Below are 23,782 nucleotides of genomic sequence, written 5' to 3' on the forward strand. Positions count from 1 at the left end.
AGCTACCGATCGTCGCCTTGGTGGGCTTTTACTCCGCCAACTAGCTAATCGGACGCGAGCTCATCTTCAGGCTATAAATATTTTCCCTTTCGGTACATCGGGGCTTAGCAGTCGTTTCCAACTGTTGTCTCCGTCCTGAAGGCAGATTCTCACGCGTTACTCACCCGTCCGCCACTAAGTATTTCTACTCCGTTCGACTTGCATGTGTTAAGCAGACCGCCAGCGTTCATCCTGAGCCAGGATCAAACTCTCCGTGTTGTTGAGTTTTTTGGCTTTCGTCAAGTTCTTTCCACTCAGCCTTTCACCGCTGGTTTTTTTCCCTTGACATTTTTCTCGTTGTTTGTGATATTGAGTATCAGCTCTCGCCTTGACTCTCTATCTTGATTTTTTTGACGAGGTTAATAGTGCTTTAAGCTTTCAAACTATTCTTTTTTCTAGGTTCAGTTTTTTGCCTTTAGTTCGCGGTTGTTTGAACCGCCTCTCTTCTGGCGCTTTATTAATGTATCAACTATTCCCAGGGTTGTCAAGCGTTTTGCCAAAATATTTTTGACTTTTTTTTGAACCTATACACTGTAAGGGTTTTGGCTCTTACACCGCGCTCCGACATCCGCTGGCTTACTCCTCTTTCCGGGAAGGGGTCTTTTTTTGGGGCAAAATACGGCTTTGGGGCGGACTATCTCCCGCCCATGAGTAGAATATCTCAGTGGTTCAACCAGATGATGGGGCTTACTTGGAGTAGAGGTAAGGCACAGTTCATTGGTGTTAACTTTAAGGATGCGATCGCCCTCAACCAGGCCAGCGTAGGGAACGACTCCTCAAACCCTCAAAACTAAGATTGGGGGCGATCGCGCTTGGAGTTTCTTTCTCCCATTCCATTCTCAAAAGTAAAAACGATCGCTTGTCTGATAAAAGGTTGAGCGATGGCTTAAGGTGATTTGCCAGAAAGAATTTACCGATAGAGGTAGAATATAGTGTTGATGACTAAGGATGTGGATACATTAGTCTCAACAGACTCAACAACATCATTAACATCGTCGCAATAAGATTCGCGGTGTTCTGCCGGTGCTGGGGCGAGCGCCGGGGCTGTGGCGAGCGCCCTTCAATCTGACATGATGATTGAAACTGAGCCATTTATCGGTCAACTGAGCGAATGGGTATAAGAAGTTGATTCTTCCTTTGCTGCTTTGCTCAAAGATTTGATTGATAGGGTGCAATTGCCCTCAGAGTCAGCCGTAGAGTTAATTTCTAGAGCTGGACTACCATTAAACTACCAGCACTCTTGGCAAGAAATCTCGCCTTTTGTAGTCGGTAGCGTCTTGTGGAGTTTATATGCGTTTTTGAGAACGCCTCAAGATTACTGGGAAATTCTCTGCACTAGCATCGCCGTCGGTGGCGATGTGGATACGACCGCAGCAATGGCTTGTGCCATCAGCGGGGCATTTCTGGGCCTAGAAGCCATGCCGAATCAACTAGCGGAACTTTTGAACGATCAGGGTAGCTGCGGCCTGGGCGAACTGATTAAACTCGCTGACAATGGTTATCAGTTGAAAGTCAAGTTGTAGCCGCTTCTAACAACTTAGGACTTATTATTACGGCTAAATAAATTTGGACGATCGACCTTTGTGTTTGTAAATCAGTCGATCGCCCAGACTCAAATTCCCTCAATCAAACGATTTGCTCGCTAGAAGGTTCGCCGCTAGCAGGAGGCTCTACCGTATCGCCAAAGGCAATCCGCAGAAAAGGCGGAGCCAAAAATGTGGTTAGAATCACCATGATAATAATCGAGACTTCTAACGGTTTATCCAAAACCCCACTCGCCGAACCGATGCCGGCAAACACTAACCCGACTTCGCCCCGAGGAACCATCCCCACTCCGATCGCCAATCGATTGATTCCCGGCAGACCAAACACCGCCCAACCAGTCACCAGCTTGCCCAAAATAGCAACCACAATCAAAAATACGGCAATCAAAAGTCCCGCCCGATTATCCGGCACCGCGGGGTTCAAAACTCCCAAATCGGCCCTGGCTCCCACCGTCACAAAGAAGATGGGTACAATCATATCGGCGATGGGTTTCACCAATTCGTCCAACTCATTGCGCGCATCGCTTTCATCCAAAACCAAGCCCGCAGCAAAGGCACCCAAAATCGCTTCGAGATGAATTGCATTAGCCAGAAACGCCATGAACAAGGCAAAAATAAAGGCGGGAATCACAATATTGCCGCGAGTTTTGAGCTTCTCCACCACCGCAGTGAAGCTTTTGTTAAAGATGCCGCCCAAAAGAACCGAACCCAGCAGAAAGACACTTGCACTGACAATCAAATAGATGACATTAACAACATCAATCTCACCGGTTTTCGCTAAACTCGCGACAACAGCCAAGACAATAATTCCCAGCACATCATCTATCACCGCCGCACCGACAATGATTTGACCTTCTTTAGATTTCAGCCGTCCTAATTCCGACAAAACTTTCGACGTAATTCCGATGCTAGTTGCCGTCAAAGCAGCCCCCGCAAAAATCGCCGGAATCGCCGCCGTGTGGAAAATGATCATCAAGCCTGCAGTACCGGCGGCAAAGGGAACGGCCACGCCGACACAAGCGACAACGACGGCTTGAACCCCCACTTCTTTTAGTTGTCTGAGATCCGACTCCAAACCAATTTCAAACAGCAGAACAATCACGCCTAATTCAGCCACCACTGAAATGACTTCACTCTGCGATTCAAAGACACTGGTGATGGCGGCAGGAGACAGATGATTAATCGATTGCAGAACTGTCATAATCCCTGAGTTGGATGCTGACAGCCCGCTTTCGGGAAAAACGACCAGGTGTAAAGCAGATACGCCAACAATTACCCCTGCTACAAGTTCACCCAGAACCGGCGGAAAATCAAATTTTATAGCAGCTTCCGCGCCTAATTTACTGGCGAGATAAATCACTACCAAAGTGAGCAAAACTCCGCTGAGGACGATCGGCGAATTTTCTGCCTCGACTGTTGCTAACAAAGGTATGGGAGCAACTAGGGATGCCATCCCAGAACTTAAAGCTGTAATTGTATGGTTCAAAAACATGGTTACGATGATGGTAAGAAATACGTTGAAACCAGACAGTCCGGGACGCACACAAACTCAAGCGTTCCGGTTTTTTTTATGCGGGCCAAAGGATTCAGACGATCAAGCAAAACTCGAATAACCCAAATCTGGCGGTACATCCTGCCACCGCCCTTGTCCGACTGCTTGAATTGCTTCTTTTAGCAAGATATCGCCGGTATAAATTGCCCTACCGACGATCGCACTTTTGACACCAATTGGTTCCAAAGCCAGCAAACTCAACAAGTCGGCGATCGAACTAACGCCACCGGAAGCAATCACCGGAATCGAAATAGCGTTAGCAATTTCGCGCAAAGATTCCAAATTCGGCCCTTCCATAGTACCGTCACGGTGAATGTCGGTGTAAATAATTTCAGCCGCCCCTAACTCGGCCATTTTTTGCGCCAATTCTGCCGCTAAAACTTCCGAAGTTTCTAGCCAGCCTCTAGTAGCAACTTTACCATTTCTGGCGTCGATGCCGACCAGAATTTGAGTGGGAAATTCGACGCACAATTCGCCGACTAATTGCGGTTATTCGACGGCGACAGTGCCGAGAATGACGCGCCGGACGCCTAAATTGAGGATAGCAGCAACAGAAGCGCGATCGCGCATTCCCCCACCTACTTGACAGGGAACGTCTACTGAGCGGACGATCGCTTCAATGGCTGCTTGGTTGACTGGATGCCCTGCTTTGGCGCCGTCGACATTTGTTTCTAAATGAGTCGCTCGCCCAGACTCAAATTCCCTCAATCAAACGATTTTCTCGGTAGAAAGTTCCCCACTAGCAGGAGGCACTACCGTATCGCCAAAGGCAATCCGCAGAAAAGGCGGAGCCAAAAAAGTCGTCAGAATCACCATGATAATAATCGAGACTTCTAAGGGTTTATCCAAAACCCCACTCGCCGAACCGATGCCGGCAAACACTAATCCGACTTCACCCCGAGGAACCATCCCCACTCCGATCGCCAATCGATTGATTCCAGGCTGACCAAACACCACCCAACCTGTTACGATCTTGCCCAAAATAGCAACCACGATCAAAAATACGGCAATCAAAAGTCCCGCCCGATTATCGGGTACTGTTGGGTTCAAAACCCCCAAATCCGCCCGAGCCCCCACCGTTACAAAGAAGATGGGTACAAATAAATCGGCGATGGGTTTCACCATTTCATCCAACTCCTGGCGGACATCGCTTTCATCCAACACCAAACCAGCCGCAAACGCACCCAAAATTGCTTCGAGATGAATTGCATTGCCCAGAAAAGCCATGAAGTAGGCAAAAATAAATGCCGGGATGATAATATTGCCGCGAGTTTTGAGTTGAACCACCACCGCCGAGAAAGTTTTGTCGAAGACACCACCCAACAGAATCGAACCTAGCAGAAAAACAGTTGCACTGACAATCAAATAGATGACATTAACAACATCAATCTCACCGGTTTTGGCTAAACTGGCGACAACAGCCAGGACAATAATTCCCAACACATCATCAATCACCGCCGCACCGACAATAATTTGACCTTCTTTAGAGTTCAGTTGTCCTAAATCAGACAACACTTTAGATGTAATTCCAATGCTGGTTGCCGTCAAAGCAGCCCCCGAAAAAATTGCTGGAATTGCCGCCGTGTGAAAAATTATCATCAAGCCCGCAGTACCAGCGGCAAAGGGAACTGCCACACCTACGCAGGCGACAACGGTAGCTTGAATTCCGACTTGCTTGAGTTGTTTGAGATCCGACTCTAAGCCAATTTCAAACAGCAGAATAATTACGCCTAATTCAGCTAGCACAGAAATGACTTCACTCTGCGATTCAAACACACTGGTGAGGGCGGCAGGAGACAGATGATTAATCGATTGCAGAACTGTCATAATCCCTGAGTCTGAGGCTGACAGCCCGCTTCCGGGAAAAATGACCAGGTTTAAAGCAGATACGCCAACAATTACCCCTGCTACAAGTTCACCCAGAACCGGCGGAAAATCAAATTTTAGAGCCACTTCCGCGCCGATTTTACTGGCGAGATAAATCACTACTAAACTGAGCAAAACTCCGCTGAGGACGATCGGCGAATTTTCTGCCTCGACTGTTGCTAACAAAGGTATGGGAGCAACTAGGGATGCCATCCCAGAACTTAAAGCTGTAATTGTATGGTTCAAAAACATGGGTACGAGGATGGTAAGAAAGACGATTCTACGCTTACTGTTGACTGTGAGTCGGAAAATTGATAACTGTTACATATTGGGTAGCCAGTTAACTCGACCTGAGTATCAAGCAAAACTCGAATAACCCAAATCTGGGGGTACATCCTGCCACCGCCCTTGTCCCACTGCTTGAATTGCTTCTTTTAGCAAGATATCGCCGGTATAAATTGCCCTACCGACGATCGCACTTTTGACACCAATTGGTTCCAAAGCCAGCAAACTCAACAAATCTGCAATCGAACTAACGCCACCGGAAGCAATCACCGGAATCGAAATAGCGTTAGCAATTTCGCGCAAAGATTCCAAATTCGGCCCTTCCATAGTACCGTCGCGGTGAATGTCGGTGTAAATAATTTCAGCCGCCCCTAACTCGGCCATTTTTTGCGCCAATTCTGTTGCTAAAACTTCCGAAGTTTCTAACCAGCCTCTAGTCGCAACTTTACCATTTCTGGCGTCGATGCCAACCAGAATTCGACCGGGAAATTCGGCGCACAACTCGCCGACTAATTGCGGTTGTTCGACGGCGACAGTGCCGAGAATGACGCGCCGGACGCCTAAATTGAGGATAGCAGCAACAGAAGTGCGATCGCGCATTCCCCCACCTACTTGACAGGGAACGTCTACTGATCGGACGATCGCTTCAATGGCTGCTTGGTTGACTGGATGACCTGCTTTGGCGCCGTCGAGGTCTACTAAATGCAGCATGGTTGCGCCTTCATTTACCCACTGTCTGGCGACTGCGACGGGGTTGTCGTTAAAAGTTTGAGACTTCGCGTAGTCTCCCTGATACAATCTGACGCATTTTCCATCCAATAAGTCGATCGCTGGAATTACATTCATAATTTTTCCTCAAATTGCTAATTATACCAGTTAAAAAAAAGAATGCAACTTTATGCCCGTGCTCCCAACCCATACATAATCATTCATTCCCAATCGTTATATCTCAAATATAAAATCTAAAATTGTATTACCCATTACATTTATTTTTTACATTCGCAACCGCTATTTAAATGAAACATAATCGCTGAAGAAAGCGTAGACCATAAAGGAGTATTGACCTCGGCTTTTTGCAAAGCTTCGGCTGTCCAGTCGTTGCAAGTTCTCAAAATAGAGTAACTGCCTTTTGCTTCATACAAACTGTCGCTTTTGCCGTAGCCGTAGCTAATTTTAAATTTATTACCTGGTGCGTCTAATTGGAATGTATCTTTAAGAAAATTTATTATTTTAATATAATTCGCTCCACTAATTTTCACACATTTAATTTCAATATTTTGGGGAGGAAACCGATAACCTTGAACGTGTACGGTAGACGGAGTAGGGAAAAATAGTGCCTTGAAAGCTGTAACTGGGTTGATGATTGCTGATGTGGAAGTTTCCAACATAAAAGCTCTATCTCCCCAGCCAAAAGACAAATATTTATAATCAGAAGTGGCATCCCGCCCTATTTCTGTTAGCGGTAAAAATTGAGTCCAGTCAAAATATTCATTTTTAACTGGAACGATGATTTCGGTGTGAATGCCTTGGTTGGAAATGTATAGAGAGATTGTGCAATCTGGTTGCGAGTAATTTCCCCACTTTCTAGGAGTGAGATAGCCAATTGTTAGAAAAGCAGTCAAAAATAAGATGACAATTCCTAAGCGCTGTATGCTTTTTCTCATTTTAACCGTAGGTTTCAAATTCTGGCTTCGGATGGCGGGCGCTGCATCTTTGTGGGAAAGAACTCTTGCAATGCCGAATTGCGCTGTTCGGGGGTTTCCCTCGCCCAATTCGATAAACTTTCGTAGAAAAAGAACGACACACCAGCGAAATTTCTTTTTCGCACTTCTTGCACTTGTTCTTGAATTTGCTTGAGCGGCACAGAATTATTTTTAAGACCAGTTAAAATGCCGATCGCAGTGGGAATGTTAAGTTTAGCCAGTTTAACTTCTTCTCGTTCCAGTTCGGCACTAAAACGCTTGATATCGCTGCGATAAACCTGCAACACAATTTCTTGGATGTAGCCGCGTCTTTCCCAGGTAAACCAGTCCTGCAAGTGGGCGGGTAAAGAAAAGTGAAAAGGGTTCGGAGATAAGCTGACAATACATTTTTCTTTACGGGATTTGATGGCGCGGGAAACTCGCCCCATGAAGTCATTGATTTTGTCAGCGCGCCAGCGCACCCAGAAGGTTTCGCGGGGGTCGTCGGAGGGAGGGCTTTTGATTTGTTCCTGATACATTGACACTGTTAGCGGCTCGTAGCCAAATTCTACTGGCAAGCCGAAATGGTCGTCAAATTGAATGCCATCTATATCATAATTATCGACAATTTCTAGGATTAAATCTAAGATAAATTGCTGCACTTGGGGATGAAAGGGATTCAGCCAAACTCGATCGTGTTTGCCTTCTTTCCAAATAGTTGAACCGTCGCGCCGCTGCGCCAGCCACTCTGGGTGAAGTGTGGCTAATTCTGATTCTGCGGGAGCCATGAAACCAAACTCAAACCAGGGGATTACTGCTATACCTTTTTGATGGGATTGTGCTATAATTTCTGTGAGGATGTCTCGGTCTTTCAATCCGGGCGATGGGTCGATCGACTGTCCGAATACTCCTTGGGCTGCTGCACTCGGATAAAGCGTATAGCCTCCTTGCCAAACCGTGGGATAGATGGTATTAAAATTGAGTTTGTCCAGTCGATTTACAGCGTCAATGATGTTGTTGCGGGAGAAGATAACCTCGCTGTCAATGTTCGTCAGCCAGACGCCGCGCAATTCGGTTGTTGGGGTGTGGGGGCGGGTTTGAGCTAACAGACGCGGGGATAATATGGCGGAGGAGGTAAGGGCGATCGCAAAAACAACTATTAAAGCCAGTATCCGCTGCCATTTGTGCAGTTTAATCATTTATTTTTCGCAAATATTATTGTGAGAGTTCTATTTTACCTCACCAAATAGCACCATTCTCAAGAACAGGCTTTCCTGGCTGTTCCACAAGAGTGAATTTTTTTGTGGGGTGGGCTTCTAGCCCGCCCTTGAAAGGCTTATTGAAAATCATGTAATATCTCAGTTTTACCCTACTAAGAATAACCTTGCAGTTTCATCACTTTTCGATAGTGCGTCTCAATCTCGGTCACCGTTTGCGATTGACGCTTGCTAGTCCACTCGCTGCGATCGAATAATTCCCGCCTCAAAGCCTCAACATCGATCGTTTTTACCTTACCTTCTGCGACAATTTGCTGGCCGTTTACCCAAACGCTGTCTACCGCATTAGTCGGGCGTCCCAAAATGAGCAAGCCGATCGGATCGGTGCGCGGCAGCAATGATAAACTGGTTAAATCATACAGCACAACATCGGCTTTTTTACCGACGGTCAGCGAACCCATTTCATCGGCGAGATTCAAGCCTTTTGCTCCTCCCAGCGATGCCATTTCTACAGACTGGCGCGGTGTGATCCATTGGCGGTAATCCAAATCCGTGATATTGTGCAAAATTGAACCAATTTTAATTGCTTCCAGCAAATCTTGAGAGTCATTGCTAGCAGCGCCGTCGCAGCCAAAAGATACGTTGACTCCCGCTTGACGATATTTCAAAATTGGTGCAATCCCGCTTCCCAATCGCAAGTTACTGAGGGGATTGTGTACGACTGTCGCTCCAGTTTCGGCCATAATCGCAATGTCGGAATCGTCCAGCCAAACGCAGTGTGCTAAGGAAGTTCGCGGACTCAAATAACCAATTTTTTGCAGGTGTTCGACCGCACTACAGCCGTATTTTTCGTGAGCTAGCTGTTTTTGAGCGGGGGTTTCCAAGAGGTGGGCGTGCCGACAAAGATTGTAGCGATCGCTCAAATCGATGCAGCCTTCAAACAAAGCATCGGAACACAGTTGAATCCCCGTCGGGGCCAACAACATATTAACCCCTTTTTCGGGATGGTGAAACTGTTTTATGGCTGTTTCCATTAACTCTAAAGTTGCCTTAGTCGAGCGAATGTAAGCCGCGTGTTCGATCGCGCTATCGCCCGCCGGCATTCCCGCTGTCAGGGATTCATCTTGAATTAACGGCCCGATAAAAGCGCGGATACCGATTTCTTGATAAGCGCGAACTGCGGCGGCGATTGTCTCTAATTCTTGCCCCGGAATCAAGACTAAATGATCGACTACGCTTGTACCGCCCGACAGCAATGTTTCTACCGCAGTTCCCAAGGCGCTCAAATAAACTTGTTCGGGATCGAGAGGTGTAAAATCGTACAATTCAGCAATCCACAACTCCAGCGGTAAAGGGGGAATTATGCCCCGTTGCCACATTTCTGAAGAGTGAGTGTGCGCGTTGACAAAACCGGGCAGCAGCAGCTTATTTTTGCCGTTAATAACTGTTTGACCTCCCCTATCCCCCCCTTGGTAAGCGGGGGAATGAGAGGGGAGGTTATTGGGCGCGATCGCACTTATGCAATTATCCACCACTTGCACATCTGCGGTTTCATAACCGCTCTCAACCGGAATTAAAGCATTTTGAATTGTAAAGCTCATAGATTTACCCTTTTTGTAAATTTATATTGATTTTTATTGTATGATTCCCAGGCGCTAACATTTGCGATCGCCCACCGAGAATAAAGTTAATAAATCCTAAACTTTATCAAAAAGTTACCCCTGATACTTAATTATAACAAAGATTTAAGATATGACAAGTTAGTAACAATCAAAGAGTTATAAGATTGAAATTGTTTTTGACTCACAATCTATATGAATCCTGATTCTCTCCGCACCTTGGGCGTACCGCCGAATGCTTGGAAAGTTGATGCCAAAATTGCCGATATCACCCGATCGCCGATCGCGCCTCAACCTGTTACCCTGGAAACAGAAACTAAAACTCTGCGTTTGGACTTAGCAAAAGCAGCAATGTTGGTGATAGATATGCAAAACGATTTCTGTCATCCCGACGGTTGGCTAGCACATATAGGCGTAGATGTAACGCCCGCAAGAACTCCAATTAATCCTTTAATAAATCTGCTACCAAAATTGCGATCGCACGCAGTACCAATTATTTGGATAAACTGGGGAAACCGCCCCGATTTGCTCAATATTAGTGCAGCTTCCCGTCACGTTTACAACCCCACAGGCGACGGCGTAGGTTTGGGAGATCCGCTGCCAAAAAACAACGCACCTGTACTGATGGCAGGGAGTTGGGCGGCGCAGGTTGTCGATGAATTAAAACCCAAACCGGAGGATATCTGCGTTGATAAATATCGGATGAGCGGCTTTTGGGATACTCCTTTAGATAGTATCTTGCGGAACCTGGGCAGAACTACACTTTTCTTCGGAGGAGTAAACGCCGATCAGTGCGTAATGGCTACGCTGCAAGATGCTAATTTCCTCGGTTACGACTGTATTTTAGTCCAAGATTGTACAGCTACGACATCTCCCGAGTATTGCTGGCAAGCTACTCTTTATAACGTTAAACAATGTTTTGGTTTTTTGTCTGATTCTCAGGCTATGTTAGAAGCAATTAAATAGTAGTCATCAGGGGAGTATCCCTCTGGAGTGTAAAAAGCGTTTTTTAGGAGTGCGAGAGTCCCGCACAGCAAAGCCTATATCTCCCTTCCTGCGCTGACAGCGAACTCTCCTGTGAAATCAATAAACTTTGGAGGTTGAGCGGCGGACTAATGACTCTGGATTCTCACTAATGACAGCAGAAACATAACCACTGACAACTAACAATAAAAAAATGACAAACCAGTGCGTGATTCCTGTTATAAAGTCTCCGAAAGACTACCAAGCATTTCGCATCAGTCCGGGCGATACTAATAGATTAGCTATCGTCTTCGATCCGGTAATAGCTAATGTTTCATTAACAGTTTGCGTGGAGATTTTCGATGTGGGCGGCAAAACTCCTCCCAACCGCCATCTATTTGCAGTAGAAATGTTTTTTGTACTCAAAGGAACAGGGCAAGCAACCTGCGACGGCAAAACAGTTAGTATTCAACCGGGAGATAGTTTGTTAGTGCCTCCAACAGGCACTCACCTAATTGAGAATACGGGGAGTGGACGTTTGTACACTTTGTGCATCATGGTGCCGAATGAGGATTTTGTGGAACTAATTCGCAGCGGTACACCAGTCGAACTCGATGAGGAAGATATGAGAGTTCTCGGGCGATCGGATGTACTCGTATCCTGCTAGGTTTGTAGTAAGGAGTTGAGTGCTTGGATGAAAACTATTTCATCAGGTTTGTAGTCAGGGCTTCCGTCCTTAGAAAAAGCACTAAAGCCCTAACTACAAACTTTTTTATTTGATATTTTTTAGGATTTATGCTGAAACTTTGTCCGAAAGAAACAGCGTCAATGCTAACTAAAGATGGGGTTCGTTTAGATGCTGACATCTACCGCCCCGATGCGGAGGGCGAATTTCCTGTATTATTAATGCGGCAACCTTACGGAAGGGATCTCGCCTCTACAGTCGTATATTCCCATCCCGCATGGTACGCCAAACACGGCTACATCGTTGTCATCCAAGACGTGCGGGGACGCGGCACTTCCAAAGGCGAATTTAACCTATTTGTTAGCGAAACACAAGACGGTTTTGATAGCGTCAATTGGGCAGCTAATCTGCCGGGAAGTAACGGCAAAGTCGGAATGTACGGTTTTTCCTACCAAGGCATGACTCAACTCTACGCGGCTGCTGCTAAACCCAGCGCATTAATCACAATTTGTCCGGCAATGGTAGGCGGCAATTTATACGCAGATTGGGTCTATGAAGGCGGTGCATTTAGTCTGCAATCAAATCTCGGCTGGGCAATTCAGCTAGCCGCAGAAACCGCTCGTTTAAAAGCCGATATTTCTGCCTATCAAGCCTTTTATGCAGCTTCGAGAAATCTCCCGCTATACGATAGCGTGCCGGCGCGTCCTGAGATGATTAAAAATCTTGCACCAGACTCACATTATCACGATTGGTTGGATAATTATCGACCGAGCGAGTATTGGGAAAAGTTATCGCCAAACATCAAAGATTTAGACTTGCCAATGCTGCACATTGGCGGTTGGTTTGATACTTATTTGCGGGGAACAATCCATGTTTACAAGGAAATGGCGAGCCGGAGTTATTGTCCGCAGCATTTGATAATTGGCCCTTGGGCGCATTTACCTTGGGGGCGAAAAGTGGGAGCGTTGGATTATGGTTTTGCAGCTTCAACTCCTGTGGATGAGTTGCAAATTCGCTGGTTCGATCGCTTCCTCAAAGGAGTTGATACAGGAATATTAAACGAGCGACCGATTTCGCTATTTGAGATGGGGAGTAATGATTGGCGGAAATTTAATAAATGGCCTAATAATAATCATAAATCTTATTTTTTAGCAAGTACCGGACTTGCCGGGATGAGAGAAGATGCGGGTATTTTAACAGATTGTTGCCCGGAGGTTTGCACTGATGATATATTCGTACATGACCCTTGGCGATCGGTGCCATCCTTGGGAGGTCACGCTGGATTTCCTGCAGGTGCGATGGAGCGATCGACTATTGACTGCCGCACCGATGTTTTAACATACACTTCGGCCCCAATAACGGCAGATTTGCGCTTAGCGGGAGATATAATTGTCGAAGTATTTTGTACCGCCGATGCGCCGAGTTTTGATTTGTGTGCGATACTTTCTGAGGTAAAACATAGCGGCAGCGTCTACAATTTTACTCAAGGTTACGTGCGGGTGAATTCAGGTGAAACACCTGTAAGAATTGTGCTGCAAGCAACTTGTATGCAAATTGCCAAAGGTAATGCGTTGCGTCTGAGTTTGAGTGCGGCTTGTTTTCCCGCTTACGACGTGAATCCGGGAACGGGTGCGCCTCCCGGTGAAGCGCGGGCGATCGATGCTAAAATTATCACGCTGACAGTAAGTTGTGGCGGGAATTGCCCATCTCAAATTTTGCTGCCAATTGTCAATTAAACCTCGAACTTATTCAATTATGAGCATTATTTTTCACATCACCCGCAGCCAACAGTGGGAAGAAGCAAAACAACTTCAATCCTATCGCGGAGATACGCTAGATACTGAAGGATTTATCCACTGTTCGACTCTGCCACAAGTTCTTAAATCTGCTAATAAATTTTTTGTGGGACAAACAGGATTGCTGCTGCTTTGGATTGACTCGGACAAAGTAGAATCTGAACTTAAATATGAATATGCAGCCGGTGACAATTACCCCCACATTTACGGGCCGCTGAATGTTGATGCTGTGTTGAAATTTGTTGAATTTGAACCGGGTGCCGATGGCAAGTTTGAATTGCCGGAAGAATTAAAAAATGTTGTTTAAGATTCTGATTTTTGAGCATTGTAAACTAATTTTTTAGGGCGGGCTAGAAGCCCACCCCACGGGAAAATTGAATTTTGTGGAACGGGCATCTTGCCCGTTCTAATTTCTGAAATATATCAATTTAAACTTACTGATTAACCAACTCTGCCGCCAATTTCAGCGCATCTTCGCGAGTGGCAATTCTCCCCTCCACCCGCGCTAATTGAATCTCCATTAAAAATTGACCGATGCGCGGACTTCTGGGCAATTTCAAATATTCCATTAAATCATTGCCGCTAACTAATTGTGTGGGATGAGCAATAATATCATCCCTATCGAGATAGCGATTAATTAACAGTGAAATATCCTCCACCGCTACTCCCCCCGCCACCGCCAAAACCGTTAAAACGGGAAATACTATTCCCACATCCCGAAACAAAAAATACAGTTCTCTCAAAGACATTTCCGCGATAGGTTTTGCTTGCAATTTTGGCAAGTATTTCAAAAGCCCGATCGCACTTTTAATCTCCGCATTGCTGTACTTCAACCGTAGCAACTGCGTTTCAGCAATTATGGGGTCGGAATCTGCCAAAATAGCCAGCTTCGCGACAGCCAACAAAGGCGTTTTAATTGTATCTCTAATCTGACGCCCGAATTCTTCCCCTAATTCCGGGTAAATTGCAGCTAATTTGTCAGCAGAGGCGTCAATTTTTGTCAAAATATCAAAACGGTCGATCGCACTTTCAAACCAAATCGAAAACAAACCGTCTTCGCAACCGCGACAAATCCAAGGAACACCGTCAGGATTACTCAACAAATAACCCAATTCCGTCCGCACCCGTTCCACCGCTACCCGACTCAACAACGGCGCTAATTCCCGAATCGCAGATTGAGTTTCAGGTTCGATCGCAAAACCCAACTGCGCCGCTTGGCGGTAAGCTCTTAATAACCTCAGCGGATCGTCCTCCAAATTTGACCGCGAAATCATCCGCAGCAAACCCAAGCGCAAATCAGTTTGACCGTCCAAAGGATCGATGATTTCTCCGGTAAAAGGATTACAGGCGATCGCATTTATCCGAAAATCCCGGCGCAGCAAATCCCCCTCCAGACTCCCCCCTTCCGCTTGCGCCAAATCCACCGTACCGCCCGCAAACACCACCCGCGCAATTTGGCGTTCCGCATCCAACAAGACAAATCCACCTTTCGTGCGATCGGCAATTTTTCGGGCAGTCTTCACGGCCCGTGTTAGCATAACGAAATCCAAATCAAAATAGTGCGATCGGCGGCCCAGCAACGCATCCCGTACCGCACCGCCCACCAGATAAGCAGGCGGTGTCAGCAGTTTCAAATCAAACGGCCAAGTATCAGGAGATAATGAAGAGGGCAAATTAATCGGCATCGCAACAAAAATCTACAAACTTACAAACAATAAAACTCTTGCTACGCTAGATTAACAGAAAGCTCAAATTTCACCAATCTTTTTGAAATGCACAGAGGATATCAAGAATGTGTATTTGTATTAACTGCCACTATGTAGACCGCTGCTTTACCTACCACGCCGTAGAAGAACAGCACGAACAGCTTCACCTCACCGAAACACCCGATTTCGACCCCGTAGAACCCACCATCAACGTCAACATCCGTCCCCGCCAAGACGAAATTGAAATGGAATGGGATGTTGTTGGCTGTCAAAGTTTCAAGCAAGAGACCGGCAAATGGGCAAAATTGCGGCCAGGCGAACTCGTCCCGACTTAAGGCAGAAGGAAGAGGGAAGAAGGAAGAAGGAAGAAGGAAGAAGGAAAAAAATAAAACGATCTCCTTTTCTTGTTTCTTCTTTTTACCCCATTTTCTATTTTCCATTTCCAATATTCTATTTCCCATTTTCAATTCCCGATGCCCGATGCCCAATTCCCCATTCCCTATTCCCAATTACAAATCTAAAATCTAAAATCTAAAATCTAAAATCCAATGTGCTATTGCTTAAACCCAACTTGTCAGAATCCGCAAAACCCAGGGGATGCAGAATTGTGCCAAAGTTGCGGCTCAAAATTGTTGTTAACTCTTGACTCAGAAACGCCATCAGCATCTCGCTACCGAACCATAAAGCCGATCGGGCAAGGAGGCTTTGGTCGAACCTTTCTAGCAGTTGATGAAACCAAACCCCTGATTTTTTCGCAGTGCGTAATCAAGCAATTTTTGCAGCAAAATACCGCAGCCGAAAAAGCCGCTCAACTATTTCACCAAGAAGCAGCCCAGCTACAAACCTTGGGTAAACATCCCCAGATTCCAGAATTAATCGCGCATTTTGAACAAGACGGGAGACAGTATTTAGTACAAGAATTTATAGACGGCAAAAACCTAGCCAGAGAATTAGAACAAAAAGGAGCATTCACCGAAACTCAAATTCGGCAAATCCTCAACGATTTATTGCCCGTGCTCCACTTCGTCCACAAATCCAAAGTCATTCACCGCGATATCAAACCAGAAAATATCATTCGCCGCCGACTATCTCCAACTCCTTTACCCGCCTTAGAAACTTCCTATCAACCCTCTCCTTTCCAAAAAGATATTGTTTTAGTAGACTTTGGTGCAGCTAAGAAAGTAACAGCAACCGGGTTGCCGCAAACTGGTACAATCATTGGCAGTGCTGCTTATACAGCCCCCGAACAATTGATGGGGAAAGCAGTTTTTGCCAGCGATATCTACAGTTTGGGCGTTACCTGCATTCACTTGCTGACAGAAATTCCTCCCTTCGATTTGTTCGACAGTACAGAGGATTCTTGGGCTTGGCGAAATTATTTGAAGACTGCTGTTAGCGACGATTTGGGCCGCATCCTCGACACTATGCTTCAAAGTGCCACCAATCGGCGCTACAGTTCAGCCTCAGCAGTCATCCGACACTTGAACCCCAAACCGGTCTATTTAGATGCACAGCCTGTGCTAGACGCGCCGGAAACGCCCGCAGAACGGGTGGTTACACCTGCGCCCGGTGTGTCGCTTTTCACTCGCCAAGAGCAAGCCGAAATTCAGCAAGCTCTACAAGAGGCGATCGCCCCGTACAATGTTACAATCCAAGTCAGTCAAGCCAAGCAACAGCTCAATATCGTCATCAACAGAACCGAAGACAACCCCGTTTACTATCCGCACTTATCTCAAATAATTGCCACCAGACTCACCGATTTGCAGTTAAATAAAGTCGCAGCCGTGAAGCTGTTGGGAAGAGTCAACAATTCTCGCCGCCCGGAGTGGAAGCAAGTATTGCAAATCGATCCCAAGATTCAATTGAGAAACAAACTCGTGCGGCTGCAACACAATCAATTAGTCAAGAAAATCGCCCCTGTTGCTACCCAAGAATTTTGGCTGCCGAAGTTGAAAACTCAGGATTTTTGGATAGATGCGCTAATGTTTGCCTTGGTTTGGTTTATTTTTGGCTCTCAAATAGTCATTTTTAATTCGTGGTTCGCGCTAATAGTTTCTTCGGGTTTTATGGCGGTGAAGCATCAAGTTTCCCAACACAAAGAATTTGCCAATAAAAATTTATTTGCAAGTTTAGTTGTGCTGTTTTTGATGACTGGGGGCATGGGGAATTCCAGGATTTTAAATACGGGAATATTTGGCATTCTTTTGGGTTGTTTAGTGGTGGCTTTGCCGCTGTTTTTTGTTAAGGAAAATTATCATTAATCGTGAATAGCAATCCCCCAGACGGAACATCTGTTAAAAAATACGGCTTAGCGCTGAACACAGCTAGTCGTGAACTCGGTTTAGCAATCAGCAATTTTGCCGGGGATTCTCGCTGCCAAACTTGGAATTTGGATCGCGATTTAGCAACTCATTTGCATCAGTATTTAGTCGAGTTTATTCAGCCGCAAACTTGGGGGGATTTGGCTTTTATTGCAGTGGCGAAGGGGCCCGGAGGTTTCACGGGGACTCGGATGGGTATGGTGACGGCGCGGACTTTGGCTCAACAGTTGGATATTCCGGTTTTTGCGATTTCAACTTTGGCGGCTGTCGCTTGCAGCAGCAGTAAAAAATCTATCTCAAATCAGGATATGGCGCTGCAAATGCCTGCACAGCGGGGACAATTGTTTGGGGCGGTTTATTCAATTAACAGTAATTCGGGTTTAACTGAGTTGTTTACCGATACGGTAATGACTCCTGAATCTTGGCAGGAAAAGTTGGATAATTGGGGGAATTCTTATCAGTTAATTGAAGTGGGTAGCGACTTGGGTTGGTCGGTTTCTAGTGTGTTGGAATTGGCTTATTTGGAGTGGCAAATGGGAAGTCGTCCTGATTGGTCGGATGCTTTGCCTTTTTACGGGCAACATCCGGTTAAGGGACACTGAATATTGGGCATTGGTAAATTGGTAATTAGGGATAAGTGATGTTGACTTTTAGCCAATCCAATCCGAGATCCAGGTTGTACGTATCGTTAGTGACTTTTCCGGCATTAGCCACCACAGCCTTTTGAAGAAGAGATTTTTGCAATGGCATTCTCAGCGGCTCCGCAAAGCTCTGATCGGCAGCAATGTGTACCTCAAATCGATCGGCTTCGTCACTAGGATATGTTATGGCATATATACCAATCTCACCTGAGACTTGATGAAGTTCTGAGACTAGGGCAGTTGCGGCTTTCCACCATTTGTAAGCGGCCTTGGTTGCCTTAGAATTGGTTCCATAAGCATTCCAGATCAGGATGGTTGTGATTGCTGACTGCCTAATCTGACAACACATAATCTTAGCTACGTGGAGATGTTCGTCCAGCGTGAAGCCATTACGTCGTCTGGGTAGATTGTGTGGTGGATAAAGTCCTCGTGATGGTTGTTGATGAAATTCTTCTCTAAACCCCGCGATAAACTCATTGTTCCATTGTTCGGCGAACTCAGTTTGCCCGTAGTAGCATTTTACTGGGTCAATTTCAGGGTTGTAGCCGTTCTTGAAAAGAATGTAATTGTCGGGGACTTCACCACAAACGATGTCATCTAGGTTAAACTTAAGCGTTGACAATGCACTTTCAACATTGCAAGCAAGCCTGCTAACTTTTGAGGTTTTGCGGTAGCACCAACTAGATACAACACTCAGGCTTAGTGCTTCATCTCTCCGGTGTTTAATGTATAGCCCCAAATGTTTGTGCTGTTCAAAATTGAAGCCGTGATAGATATTGTTTTTTGAATATTTTTGTCCTGCTTTGATCGTGTTCATCTCTGTTCAAAATTGCGTTATTTTTTTAACAGCCATAGATTATAACATAAGTTTTCATTTTTCATTTCAGGGCGATACAAACTTCGAGGCAAAAAGTTAATGTTAGGGGGTCTGGGCTTTCGGTTCGCAATCGATCGATCTCAGCTCGATCGCAGCCGCGAGATTCCATAAAATCGAGCATCCAGTTCGTTATTGTAGCGAGATCGATGTATTTTGCTCCGAGACAAACAGGGCAAATTTCTGGGCTGAGGGTACCGGTGCCGCCGCATTCGGGGCAATCCCAGTGGCTGCTTACGGGATCGGGGGTAGTTAGGATGTTTTTCATACTGGGAAAAAGTACGCGCGGCGTAGCGATCCTGCGGGGAATCGCACTACTCGTTCACTCTAGCAAAAATGCCGATTGCCCTTACTTCTTCCTGCCTTTACACTAAGCGAGCTAGTGAGTAAAATTGACAAAAATACAAAAGGGGTGGCTATGCTCGATCGCACTCAATGGTTTTTGGCTGGTATGTCGATCGCACTTTCGGTTCAGCTAAGTCAGCCAGTTGCAGCAGCCGTGCGAGTTGGTAAAGTCGTACAAACAGCACAAACTAACAGTAGCGACGCTGCTGAAACAGCTTTAAAGGAAGGGCTGCAACTTTACCAGCAAGGAACGGCGGAAGCTTTAAGAGGTGGGGTCGTCAAGTTGGAAAAAGCCTTAAAGCTGTATCGGCAAGCAGGCGACACTAGAGGGCAAGCAGTTAGCCTCCTTGGTCTTGGCCAAATCTACTCAGACTTGGGAGAGAAACAGAAAGCCTTAGAGTATTTGAGCCAATCCCTTGCCTTGTTTCAGACCGTAGGCGAGCGCGGCGGGGAAGCTATTACCCTCAACAACATCGGCAATGTCTACTCAGAATTGGGAGAACAACAGAAGGCGCTAGAGTATTTGGGCCAGTCGCTTCCCCTGAGTCGGGCAACAGGCGATCGCGGCGGGGAAGCTACCACCCTCAACAACATCGGCGGTGTCTACGATGAATTGGGAGAAAAACAGAAGGCGCTAGAGTATTACAGCCAGTCGCTTCCCCTATTTCGGGCAGTAGGCGATCGCCGTGGGGAAGGTCGCACCCTCCACAGCATCGGCAGTGTCTACTCAGAATTGGGAGAAAAACAGAAAGCGCTAAAGTATTACAGCCAGTCGCTTCCCCTGAGACGGGCAGTAGGCGATCGCGGCGGGGAAGCTACCACCCTCACCAACATCGGCTTAGTCTACTCAGAATTGGGAGAAAAACAGAAAGCGCTAGAGTATTACAGCCAGTCGCTTCCCCTGAGACGGGCCGTGGGCGATCGCAGCGGGGAAGCTACCACCCTCAACAACATCGGCAGAGTCTACTCAGAATTGGGAGAACAACAGAAAGCGCTAGAGTATTACAGCCAGTCCCTGACACTGAAACGGGCAACAGGCGATCGCAGCGGGGAAGCTACCACCCTCAACAACATCGGCTTAGTCTACGATGATTTGGGAGAACAACAGAAAGCGCTAGAGTATTACAGCCAGTCGCTTTCCCTGATTCGAGCAGTAGGCGATCGCCGTGGGGAAGCTATCACCCTCAACAACATCGGCAGTGTCTACTCCGAGTTAGGAGAAAAACAGAAAGCGCTAGAGTATTACAGCCAGTCGCTTCCCCTGAAACGGGCAGTAGGCGATCGGCGCGGGGAAGCTACCACCCTCAACAACATAGGTCAAGCCTACTCAGATTTGGGAGAAAAACAGAAAGCGCTAGAGTATTACAGCCAGTCGCTTTCCCTGATTCGAGCAGTAGGCGATCGCGCTGGGGAAGCTGTCACTCTTTACAGCATGGCTTATGTCAAACGCGCTCAAAACAATCTTACCGAAGCCCTCAATGACATTGAATCCTCTCTCAAAATAATCGAAAACCTCCGCACCAAAATAGCCAGCCCAGAACTCCGCAGCTCATACTTTGCCACAGTCCAAGACTACTACGAATTCTACATCGACTTGTTAATGCAACTGCATAAAACTAATCCTAAATCCGGTTATGATACCAAAGCCTTAGAAGCCAGCGAACGTTCGAGGGCCCGCAGTCTCCTCGAACTCCTGTTTGAAAGTAACGCCAACATTCGCGAAGGCATTTCCCCCGATTTACTGCAACAAGAAAAGAGCCTGCAACAGCAACTCAATGCCATTGAAAAGCAGCGCATCGAAACAATCAGCACCCCCAATCCCAACGCAACTAAAATCGATGAAATCGACAAACAGCGCCTCGCACTTTTGCAACAATATCAGCAAATTCAAGCCCAGATTCGTACCGCCAGCCCCCCCTATGCAGCCCTCACCCAACCCCAACCTTTAACACTGCCAGAAATTCAAAAACAGATTCTCGATGAAAACACGATTTTATTGCAGTATTCCCTCGGCTCATACCGCAGTTATTTGTGGGTTGTGACATCAACAGGACTAACTAGCTATGAATTGCCAAAACGCGCAGACATAGAAACAGCAGCCGGAGCTTTCCGCACCGCAGTAACTATTAGCCAAAATTCCAGATATATTCCCCAAAAAGTTGCCGAAGCAAGTGCAAATCTAAGTCAATTAATTTTACATCCCGCAGCAGCCCAATTAGGAAATAAACGCTTATTAATTGTGCCCGACGGCGTGTTGCACTATACCCCTTTTCCCGCATTAACTATTTCCCAAACCAGGGGACAAAATACCAATGTTCCCTTAATTGTCGAACATGAAATTATCACTCTGCCTTCCGCCTCAAGTCTCGCCATTCTCAGGCAAAATTACGGAGATAGAAAACCACCAAACCAAACTTTAGCAATTTTAGCCGACCCTGTTTTCAGTCCAGACGATGAAAGAGTCAAAGGACAACTTACCGCAGCAACAACAGAAAAATTAGAAGCAAACAACCTCGGTTTAAATCGCTCGCTTCGTGCTTCCGAGATAAAATGGCCACCCGATCGTCTACTATTTAGTCGCCAAGAAGCCCAAACAATATCCAGCTTATTTCCCTCAGCTTCTACACATCAAATATTGGATTTTGATGCCAGTCGTACTACTGCTACCGATGGAAACTTAGTCAATTATCAAATCATTCACTTCGCTACCCACGGCCTTGCCAACAGTAAAAATCCCGAACTGTCAGGAATGGTGATGTCGATGATAGATGACAAGGGCAATCTTGTCAATGGTTTTTTGCGCCTCACCGATATTTTCAACTTGAAACTGGCGGCAAATTTAGTGGTTTTAAGTGCTTGCCAATCGGGAATGGGACAGAATGTTAAAGGCGAAGGAATGGTGGGATTAACTAGGGGTTTTATGTATGCGGGGGCGCAGCGGGTGGCGGTGAGTTTGTGGAGTGTGGATGATGAAGGAACGGCTGTGTTAATGCAAAAGTTTTATCAAAAAATGGTGCAACAAAAGTTAGCGCCAGCGGCAGCTTTGAGGGCGGCACAGATGGAAATGATGCAGGAGGAAAAATGGAAATCTCCCTATTATTGGGCGGCTTTTACCTTGCAAGGGGAGTGGAAATAGAGAGAACACTTTTGCTGGTAAGTAAGTACATAGCCCTTGTAGGGACACGGCAATGCCCATTGGTGTCAACTTAACGTTAAATCGGTAGTCCGACAGTCCGACAGTCCGATAGTCCGATAGCCCGATAGTCCGATAGCCCGACAGTCCGACAGGGAATGAATTCCCTGTCTAATAGCTAAAGTCCTCTTCAGAGGACTAATACCAATTTCCTAAATATTTGCTACAGATAGCCCATTTAATATGAATGGATATCCAGTCAAAGAAGCAATCACTTCGTTAGTCAGCTTTTTTAACTCTTTTTGCAGAGCCTCTCTCAATTCTTCTATGCCATCAAATCTCAACCATTTCAATTGTTCCTTGATATACCCCCACAGCCTTTCTATGGGATTTACTTCCGGACTATAGGCCGGCTGAAATAGTAAAATCACGTTTTCTGGTATATTTAGATTCAATGAACTATGAAATCCTCCATTGTCTAGTTGGATGATATGCAAATCAAGAGGATAAGCAGCCGCAAATAGCTCTAAAAACTTCTCAAAACACACTGTGTCTAGATGCGTAAATTCATAAAAGAATCCCGCTCCTGTTTGAGGCTCTACTACTCCATATAACCACAGATATATAAAGTCCCATTGCACTTTTCCGTGAGGCTTAATTCCTTGGCCAGTTAATTTCCTTCTTTGAATTGTATGTAGCCCCATTCGACTTTCGTCTTGACTCCAATAGCGAATTTTAGACCACTGCTTTAAAAAGCTCTCACTTTGACTCAGGCTGGCTTTTATCAAGGATGGTAGTTTTTTTTAAATTCTTCTACTGCACCTTTTTTCTGTTTTTCGCTCACGGGACGTGGCACTTTAAATTTCCCTTTGAGCCGATATCTTGCCCACTGATGTACTGTCCGATATGCCACTTTTACTTCACAGCAGCTTGTCAACCATTGATGTACTTCTTTGTAGCTACTGAATCCTTCTGGCTCTTGCAATTCCTTTGATAATCTCTCTATAGTTTCGGGATTCATTATTCTTGGTCTTCCCGAACGTGGTTTCTGAAATAATAATTCTTCTATTCCCCCCGCTCGATAGCTAGACAACCATCTTTGTATTGTGGTACGATGTTTTCCTAACCGCACAGCAGCCGATAATACGGTTTCTACAGTTTGGGTCTTGAGCCAATACAGGACTTGCAGTTTTTCGTGGCGAGTCGCATCTTTCTCTTTCCTCAGAAGAGCTTTCAGTTCTTCTTCTGTTTCCCTAATTTCAATCTTGACAACTCCTGACATTTTTCTTCCTTATATTTGGGTACTAATTCACCAAAGGTACACCTAATAACTGTAGCACTATTTTAGGAAATTGGTATAATAGACCTCTTGCAAAAATCCTTTTCATCAATTGATGGGACGGGCAAGATGCCCATCCCACAAGAGTTATTTTTTCTTGTGGGATGGGCATCTTGCCCGTCCTAATTATTTTTGCAAGAGGTCTAAGGAGTTTAAAGATTCGGCGTTGCTGGGC

General features: G+C 46.0%; 21 protein-coding genes, 1 rRNA gene and 1 pseudogene (1 of these 23 running past the window's edge). 10 read left to right on the forward strand and 13 right to left on the reverse strand.

The genetic code is table 11. The features are described from left to right. Positions 1 to 258: ribosomal RNA gene (locus D0A37_RS14760) — 16S ribosomal RNA — on the reverse strand; it reaches 1,242 nt to the left of the window's first position. Positions 259 to 581: 323 nt separating this feature from the next. Here D0A37_RS14760 and D0A37_RS14765 point away from each other — a divergent pair. Both D0A37_RS14765 and D0A37_RS14770 read left to right on the forward strand, forming a co-directional pair. After that, positions 582 to 833, forward strand: a complete 252-nt coding sequence (locus D0A37_RS14765; protein WP_242715430.1) for a hypothetical protein — start codon at positions 582 to 584, stop codon at positions 831 to 833. Positions 834 to 1,208: 375 nt separating this feature from the next. Next, positions 1,209 to 1,562 (forward strand): ADP-ribosylglycohydrolase family protein, encoded by a 354-nt coding sequence (locus D0A37_RS14770; protein ID WP_242715432.1) that lies wholly within the window; start codon positions 1,209 to 1,211, stop codon positions 1,560 to 1,562. A 103-nt stretch (positions 1,563 to 1,665) separates the two neighbouring features. Here D0A37_RS14770 and D0A37_RS14775 read toward each other — a convergent pair whose 3' ends face one another. The 7 genes and pseudogenes from D0A37_RS14775 to D0A37_RS14805 form a co-directional block, all read right to left on the reverse strand. After that, positions 1,666 to 3,075, reverse strand: a complete 1,410-nt coding sequence (locus D0A37_RS14775) for a cation:proton antiporter (RefSeq protein WP_242715433.1) — start codon at positions 3,073 to 3,075, stop codon at positions 1,666 to 1,668. Between the two features lie 102 nt (positions 3,076 to 3,177). Beyond that, a pseudogene (locus D0A37_RS14780) lies at positions 3,178 to 3,804 on the reverse strand (1-(5-phosphoribosyl)-5-[(5-phosphoribosylamino)methylideneamino] imidazole-4-carboxamide isomerase); the annotation flags it as partial. Between the two features lie 39 nt (positions 3,805 to 3,843). Further along, entirely contained in the window at positions 3,844 to 5,253 is a 1,410-nt protein-coding gene (locus D0A37_RS14785) for a cation:proton antiporter (RefSeq protein WP_242715434.1), read from the reverse strand. Between the two features lie 105 nt (positions 5,254 to 5,358). Next, positions 5,359 to 6,132, reverse strand: a complete 774-nt coding sequence (gene hisA / locus D0A37_RS14790) for a 1-(5-phosphoribosyl)-5-[(5-phosphoribosylamino)methylideneamino]imidazole-4-carboxamide isomerase (RefSeq protein ID WP_242715435.1) — start codon at positions 6,130 to 6,132, stop codon at positions 5,359 to 5,361. A gap of 140 nt (positions 6,133 to 6,272) precedes the next feature. Continuing rightward, the gene (locus D0A37_RS14795; protein ID WP_242715436.1) at positions 6,273 to 6,950 is read right to left on the reverse strand and encodes a TIGR02117 family protein; all 678 of its coding nucleotides are present in this window, start codon (positions 6,948 to 6,950) and stop codon (positions 6,273 to 6,275) included. 14 nt (positions 6,951 to 6,964) lie between these two features. Then, entirely contained in the window at positions 6,965 to 8,167 is a 1,203-nt protein-coding gene (locus D0A37_RS14800; protein ID WP_242715437.1) for a glycoside hydrolase family 10-like protein, read from the reverse strand. A 173-nt stretch (positions 8,168 to 8,340) separates the two neighbouring features. Next, complete coding sequence (locus tag D0A37_RS14805; protein ID WP_242715438.1) at positions 8,341 to 9,786, reverse strand: amidohydrolase; 1,446 nt, start codon at positions 9,784 to 9,786, stop codon at positions 8,341 to 8,343. 213 nt (positions 9,787 to 9,999) lie between these two features. Between D0A37_RS14805 and D0A37_RS14810 the strand changes: the two genes are divergently transcribed. The 4 genes from D0A37_RS14810 to D0A37_RS14825 all read left to right on the forward strand — a co-directional run bounded on the left by D0A37_RS14810 (position 10,000) and on the right by D0A37_RS14825 (position 13,555). Further along, positions 10,000 to 10,770: a cysteine hydrolase family protein gene (locus D0A37_RS14810; RefSeq protein WP_242715440.1), complete on the forward strand. Its 771-nt coding sequence runs from the start codon at positions 10,000 to 10,002 to the stop codon at positions 10,768 to 10,770. A 211-nt stretch (positions 10,771 to 10,981) separates the two neighbouring features. Continuing rightward, positions 10,982 to 11,434 (forward strand): cupin domain-containing protein, encoded by a 453-nt coding sequence (locus D0A37_RS14815; protein ID WP_242715442.1) that lies wholly within the window; start codon positions 10,982 to 10,984, stop codon positions 11,432 to 11,434. Positions 11,435 to 11,595: 161 nt separating this feature from the next. After that, a complete protein-coding gene (locus tag D0A37_RS14820) occupies positions 11,596 to 13,188 on the forward strand; it encodes a CocE/NonD family hydrolase (protein WP_445242400.1) in 1,593 nt (530 codons plus the stop codon). 19 nt (positions 13,189 to 13,207) lie between these two features. Further along, positions 13,208 to 13,555, forward strand: a complete 348-nt coding sequence (locus D0A37_RS14825; protein ID WP_242715446.1) for a DUF952 domain-containing protein — start codon at positions 13,208 to 13,210, stop codon at positions 13,553 to 13,555. 127 nt (positions 13,556 to 13,682) lie between these two features. On the opposite strand, the gene D0A37_RS14830 is transcribed toward D0A37_RS14825, so the two are convergent. Further along, positions 13,683 to 14,933, reverse strand: coding sequence for a CCA tRNA nucleotidyltransferase (locus tag D0A37_RS14830; protein ID WP_242715448.1), 1,251 nt, complete (start codon positions 14,931 to 14,933; stop codon positions 13,683 to 13,685). Between the two features lie 107 nt (positions 14,934 to 15,040). Between D0A37_RS14830 and D0A37_RS14835 the strand changes: the two genes are divergently transcribed. The 3 genes from D0A37_RS14835 (at position 15,041) to tsaB (ending at position 17,877) form a co-directional block, all read left to right on the forward strand. Beyond that, positions 15,041 to 15,289, forward strand: coding sequence for a Ycf34 family protein (locus tag D0A37_RS14835; RefSeq protein ID WP_006632635.1), 249 nt, complete (start codon positions 15,041 to 15,043; stop codon positions 15,287 to 15,289). A 213-nt stretch (positions 15,290 to 15,502) separates the two neighbouring features. Continuing rightward, positions 15,503 to 17,215, forward strand: coding sequence for a serine/threonine-protein kinase (locus D0A37_RS14840; protein ID WP_242715450.1), 1,713 nt, complete (start codon positions 15,503 to 15,505; stop codon positions 17,213 to 17,215). 2 nt (positions 17,216 to 17,217) lie between these two features. Further along, the gene (gene tsaB / locus D0A37_RS14845; RefSeq protein ID WP_242715452.1) at positions 17,218 to 17,877 is read left to right on the forward strand and encodes a tRNA (adenosine(37)-N6)-threonylcarbamoyltransferase complex dimerization subunit type 1 TsaB; all 660 of its coding nucleotides are present in this window, start codon (positions 17,218 to 17,220) and stop codon (positions 17,875 to 17,877) included. Between the two features lie 25 nt (positions 17,878 to 17,902). Here tsaB and D0A37_RS14850 read toward each other — a convergent pair whose 3' ends face one another. Then, positions 17,903 to 18,733, reverse strand: a complete 831-nt coding sequence (locus tag D0A37_RS14850) for a hypothetical protein (protein ID WP_242715454.1) — start codon at positions 18,731 to 18,733, stop codon at positions 17,903 to 17,905. 61 nt (positions 18,734 to 18,794) lie between these two features. Beyond that, positions 18,795 to 19,058, reverse strand: coding sequence for a J domain-containing protein (locus D0A37_RS14855; protein ID WP_242715455.1), 264 nt, complete (start codon positions 19,056 to 19,058; stop codon positions 18,795 to 18,797). Between the two features lie 183 nt (positions 19,059 to 19,241). On the opposite strand from D0A37_RS14855, the gene D0A37_RS14860 reads away from it, so the two are divergent. After that, the gene (locus D0A37_RS14860; RefSeq protein WP_445242549.1) at positions 19,242 to 22,271 is read left to right on the forward strand and encodes a CHAT domain-containing protein; all 3,030 of its coding nucleotides are present in this window, start codon (positions 19,242 to 19,244) and stop codon (positions 22,269 to 22,271) included. A 209-nt stretch (positions 22,272 to 22,480) separates the two neighbouring features. Here the strand turns inward: D0A37_RS14860 and D0A37_RS14865 are convergent, their stop codons facing one another. Together D0A37_RS14865 and D0A37_RS14870 are read right to left on the reverse strand one after the other, a co-directional pair. Continuing rightward, entirely contained in the window at positions 22,481 to 23,056 is a 576-nt protein-coding gene (locus D0A37_RS14865) for an IS630 family transposase (RefSeq protein ID WP_242715457.1), read from the reverse strand. After that, on the reverse strand, positions 23,053 to 23,550 hold the full coding sequence (locus tag D0A37_RS14870; RefSeq protein ID WP_242715458.1) for a helix-turn-helix domain-containing protein: 498 nt from the start codon (positions 23,548 to 23,550) through the stop codon (positions 23,053 to 23,055). Before D0A37_RS14870 ends, D0A37_RS14865 begins: the two co-directional genes overlap by 4 nt. Between the last annotated feature and the right edge of the window lie 232 nt (positions 23,551 to 23,782).

It is taken from the genome of Microcoleus vaginatus HSN003 (assembly GCF_022701255.1).
Classification (GTDB): Bacteria; Cyanobacteriota; Cyanobacteriia; order Cyanobacteriales; family Microcoleaceae; genus Microcoleus; species Microcoleus vaginatus_B.

Coding starts and splice junctions, on each gene's coding strand:
- D0A37_RS14775 (WP_242715433.1), bottom strand. CDS start 3,075: ATGTTTTTGAACCATACAATTACAGCTTTAAGTTCTGGGATGGCATCC.
- D0A37_RS14785 (WP_242715434.1), bottom strand. CDS start 5,253: ATGTTTTTGAACCATACAATTACAGCTTTAAGTTCTGGGATGGCATCC.
- hisA (WP_242715435.1), bottom strand. CDS start 6,132: ATGAATGTAATTCCAGCGATCGACTTATTGGATGGAAAATGCGTCAGA.
- D0A37_RS14795 (WP_242715436.1), bottom strand. CDS start 6,950: ATGAGAAAAAGCATACAGCGCTTAGGAATTGTCATCTTATTTTTGACT.
- D0A37_RS14800 (WP_242715437.1), bottom strand. CDS start 8,167: ATGATTAAACTGCACAAATGGCAGCGGATACTGGCTTTAATAGTTGTT.
- D0A37_RS14805 (WP_242715438.1), bottom strand. CDS start 9,786: ATGAGCTTTACAATTCAAAATGCTTTAATTCCGGTTGAGAGCGGTTAT.
- D0A37_RS14810 (WP_242715440.1), top strand. CDS start 10,000: ATGAATCCTGATTCTCTCCGCACCTTGGGCGTACCGCCGAATGCTTGG.
- D0A37_RS14815 (WP_242715442.1), top strand. CDS start 10,982: ATGACAAACCAGTGCGTGATTCCTGTTATAAAGTCTCCGAAAGACTAC.
- D0A37_RS14820 (WP_445242400.1), top strand. CDS start 11,596: ATGCTAACTAAAGATGGGGTTCGTTTAGATGCTGACATCTACCGCCCC.
- D0A37_RS14825 (WP_242715446.1), top strand. CDS start 13,208: ATGAGCATTATTTTTCACATCACCCGCAGCCAACAGTGGGAAGAAGCA.
- D0A37_RS14830 (WP_242715448.1), bottom strand. CDS start 14,933: ATGCCGATTAATTTGCCCTCTTCATTATCTCCTGATACTTGGCCGTTT.
- D0A37_RS14835 (WP_006632635.1), top strand. CDS start 15,041: ATGTGTATTTGTATTAACTGCCACTATGTAGACCGCTGCTTTACCTAC.
- D0A37_RS14840 (WP_242715450.1), top strand. CDS start 15,503: ATGTGCTATTGCTTAAACCCAACTTGTCAGAATCCGCAAAACCCAGGG.
- D0A37_RS14850 (WP_242715454.1), bottom strand. CDS start 18,733: ATGAACACGATCAAAGCAGGACAAAAATATTCAAAAAACAATATCTAT.
- D0A37_RS14855 (WP_242715455.1), bottom strand. CDS start 19,058: ATGAAAAACATCCTAACTACCCCCGATCCCGTAAGCAGCCACTGGGAT.
- D0A37_RS14860 (WP_445242549.1), top strand. CDS start 19,242: ATGTCGATCGCACTTTCGGTTCAGCTAAGTCAGCCAGTTGCAGCAGCC.
- D0A37_RS14870 (WP_242715458.1), bottom strand. CDS start 23,550: ATGTCAGGAGTTGTCAAGATTGAAATTAGGGAAACAGAAGAAGAACTG.